The organism is Robiginitalea sp. (assembly GCF_049588695.1).
Lineage (GTDB): Bacteria > Bacteroidota > Bacteroidia > Flavobacteriales > Flavobacteriaceae > Robiginitalea.
On the sequence record NZ_JBAVZJ010000442.1, the window covers coordinates 1 to 2788 of the forward strand.

Annotated in this window: 3 protein-coding genes; all 3 read left to right on the forward strand. The window is 46.0% G+C overall.

All coding sequences use genetic code 11. The features are described 5' to 3' along the window. Positions 1-168: 168 nt before the first annotated feature. The 3 genes from WBV75_RS10495 to WBV75_RS10505 all read left to right on the forward strand — a co-directional run bounded on the left by WBV75_RS10495 (position 169) and on the right by WBV75_RS10505 (position 2539). Positions 169-1260 carry a hypothetical protein gene (locus WBV75_RS10495; RefSeq protein WP_424120564.1) on the forward strand — a complete coding sequence of 364 codons (1092 nt, stop codon included), beginning with the start codon at positions 169-171 and terminating at the stop codon, positions 1258-1260. Between the two features lie 271 nt (positions 1261-1531). Further along, positions 1532-2020, forward strand: a complete 489-nt coding sequence (locus WBV75_RS10500; protein ID WP_424120565.1) for a nuclear transport factor 2 family protein — start codon at positions 1532-1534, stop codon at positions 2018-2020. Positions 2021-2038: 18 nt separating this feature from the next. Beyond that, the gene (locus tag WBV75_RS10505) at positions 2039-2539 is read left to right on the forward strand and encodes a glycine zipper family protein (protein ID WP_424120566.1); all 501 of its coding nucleotides are present in this window, start codon (positions 2039-2041) and stop codon (positions 2537-2539) included. Positions 2540-2788 lie beyond the last annotated feature (249 nt).

Here is a 2788-nt window from a genome sequence, read left to right on the forward strand (position 1 = left end):
TTGGTATACCATTGTGTGATTTTGGATTGGCAAGATATTCAATTTTTTCATGCACCCCTTAATCCAGGTATTCAGGATTCTTCATTTCTGACCTACTTAGAGGAATTTATATCGTAAATTTGCTGTCTATTTTTGAAAAGAAAATCCATGTATCCAGATTCACGTTTTTTGAAAGTAATTCTGTTTTCCGCCGTGTTTCTAATAACCTCTTTAACGACGCAGGCTCAGGTGTATGCAGATCTGAAGAAGGAAAAACCGGAGGATGCTGATTATCCATACCTGCTTCCCATTTGGGGTCAGAAGGTTAAGGAAAAAGGTTTTGAGCTTCCTTATTCTGCAGGTATTGGGGTGAATTATCTCTGGCAAAATTCGGATATCCTCATTTCCAATGTAAGTATAGGATTTAATGGAGGAGAATTGGTCAATGTAGATGAGCTTATCCGGTTCAACAGCACCACGGCAGAATCCAGTGGTATAAATATCCGTCCGGATGTATGGGTATTGCCTTTTTTGAATGTGTATGGAATCTTTGCCCGAGCGGAATCTACGACCAATGTAGATGTAAGTGTGACCATACCCCTTGTGGATGGGACAGAAGAGCTTTTTTCGATCCAGACCAGTCCGGAATTCAGCAGTCAGACTACGGGTTTTGGTTTAACACCCACTATGGGTTTTCTCGGGGGATGGTTGGCGTTGGATATGAATTTCACATGGTCTGATGTGGACAAACAGGAAAACCCTGTGTTTGCTTTTATTTTTGACCCGAGGATCGGGAAAACGTTTCAACTTGCCAAACCAGAACGAAATATTTCCATCTGGGTAGGGGGGTTCCGCGTTAAAGTAAACCGAGATACCAAAGGAAGTTTAAATTTAGGTGACGCCCTTCCCATAGCCGAGTGGGAGACTAGAATCGCCACAGGGCAGGAAAAGGTGGGTGAAGCCCAGGTAGAACTGGACCAGTGGTGGGAAGGCCTGACACCTGTAGAACAGGCCAACCCTGTGAACAAAATCAAAAGGGAAGCCAATCAGGCCAAGCTGGATCTGGCCGGGAACGTCCTGAATTCCGCCGATAACGCAGTGGATAATGCCGGTAACTCCACTTTAGATTATACCCTGGATAAAGCACAGGCCAAGCTCTGGAGCCTGCAGGTGGGAAGTCAATTCCAGTTCAACAAAAGCTGGATGATCCGCGCCGAATACGGTTTTTCCTCCGGAAGGCAGCAGTTTTTCTGTGGGCTGCAATACCGTTTTGGGTTGTAAGGCATCACGGATTTTAGAAGGAATCAACTGAGATAACAGGGTTTTTGTGGTCAGAGAATGCACCGGGTTGTGTTTTATGACAACAGTCTAAAGGCAGTAATATGTCTGAAACATTTTAAGACCTCTTTTTTAAAAGATATTCTCAACTCAAGAAAGAATTTAAATAGTGGGTTGGGCATTCGATTAATCAACAAATACCTCACCTGTGGCATCCGATATTCGTATCTTTATAGATACTCTGAAATCAATATTCTATAAAAATATATACGCCATGAAAAAATTCATTTTTTTGCTAATTCTGCCAATTCTTATTGCCTGTGGAGGTACTGACAACCACGAGGCGAACATCACTGTTGTAAAACAATATGTGGATGCGGTGGAAGCCCTGGACTACGACGCTATGGAGACCCTACTGGCCGAAAATTATGAAGGCTATGGTCCTTCAGCAGGAGACACGATTCAGAAAGCTGCTGCTGTAGAAAGCTGGAAAAAGAGCGTTGCGGACCTGTATGACAAGATCGAATACAACCGATCTCAGTTCGCAGGAGTAACCATCCCCGAAGGTCCAAACCAGGGAGACTGGGTGGCTAACTGGGCGGAACTCCAAATAGATTACAAAGATGGGGAGTCTGCCACAATCTGGGTAAATACCAACTACCAGATCGTAAACGGAAAAATTGCCAAAACCTTCACTTTCTACAATGAAGCGGATGTGCTGGAACAACTGGGATACGTCTTTATAAACCCTGATAATCTTTAATTCAAAAAGGGAAAGAAAATGAGAACTATAACAACAATTTGTATCGGAATTATAATTGGGTTTGGAGTAACCCAAAAGACGCACGCTCAGGATAACCTGGCCAGCGGATTCGGTCTGTACGTATTCCCATCCAATAACCAAAGCACCGAACAACAGGATGCGGACGAAATGGCTTGCTACCGTTGGGCCAAAGAACAATCAGGGGTAGACCCCCTGAATCCGCCAGAGGTGGTCGCCGCTGAAGTAGACAGGTCTGTGGACGGTACAGCTGTCCGGGGTGCTGCCGGAGGAGCTGCAGCCGGGGCGGCCATCGGAGCCATTGCCGGGGATGCCGGGCAGGGAGCCGCCATCGGGGCGGTTGTAGGCGGTATACGCGGACGACGTTCCAAGGTTGTAGGGGATGAACGCCAGCAACAAGCCAATAATGCAGCGGCTTCTGCGGCCTCAACGGAAATGATGAACAACTTCAAAAAGGCCTTTTCCGCCTGTATGGAAGGGAAGGGATATACCGTAAAATAGAAATTGGCAGTAACCAGTGGCAGTAGGCAGGGGTAAGGGTTTAGTTAGCAGTAGCCAGCGGCAGTAACCAGTAAGTTTACTGTTTAAAGTTCAAGGTTCAAGGTTCAAAAATGAAAGTTGGCAGTGGCAGTAGGCAGGCGATTTAGCTGATACTGCGACTGCTAACTGCGACTGCGTACTCAAAAACTCAGGTGGTCCCCAGCGACCGGCTTCCCTTTCGAATGATTGGGGCACTTTCCTTTCCTTTGA

Bases quoted from the DNA above. Each gene is read 5' to 3' on its own strand.
- WBV75_RS10500 (WP_424120565.1), top strand. From the start codon at position 1,532: ATGAAAAAATTCATTTTTTTGCTAATTCTGCCAATTCTTATTGCCTGT.
- WBV75_RS10505 (WP_424120566.1), top strand. From the start codon at position 2,039: ATGAGAACTATAACAACAATTTGTATCGGAATTATAATTGGGTTTGGA.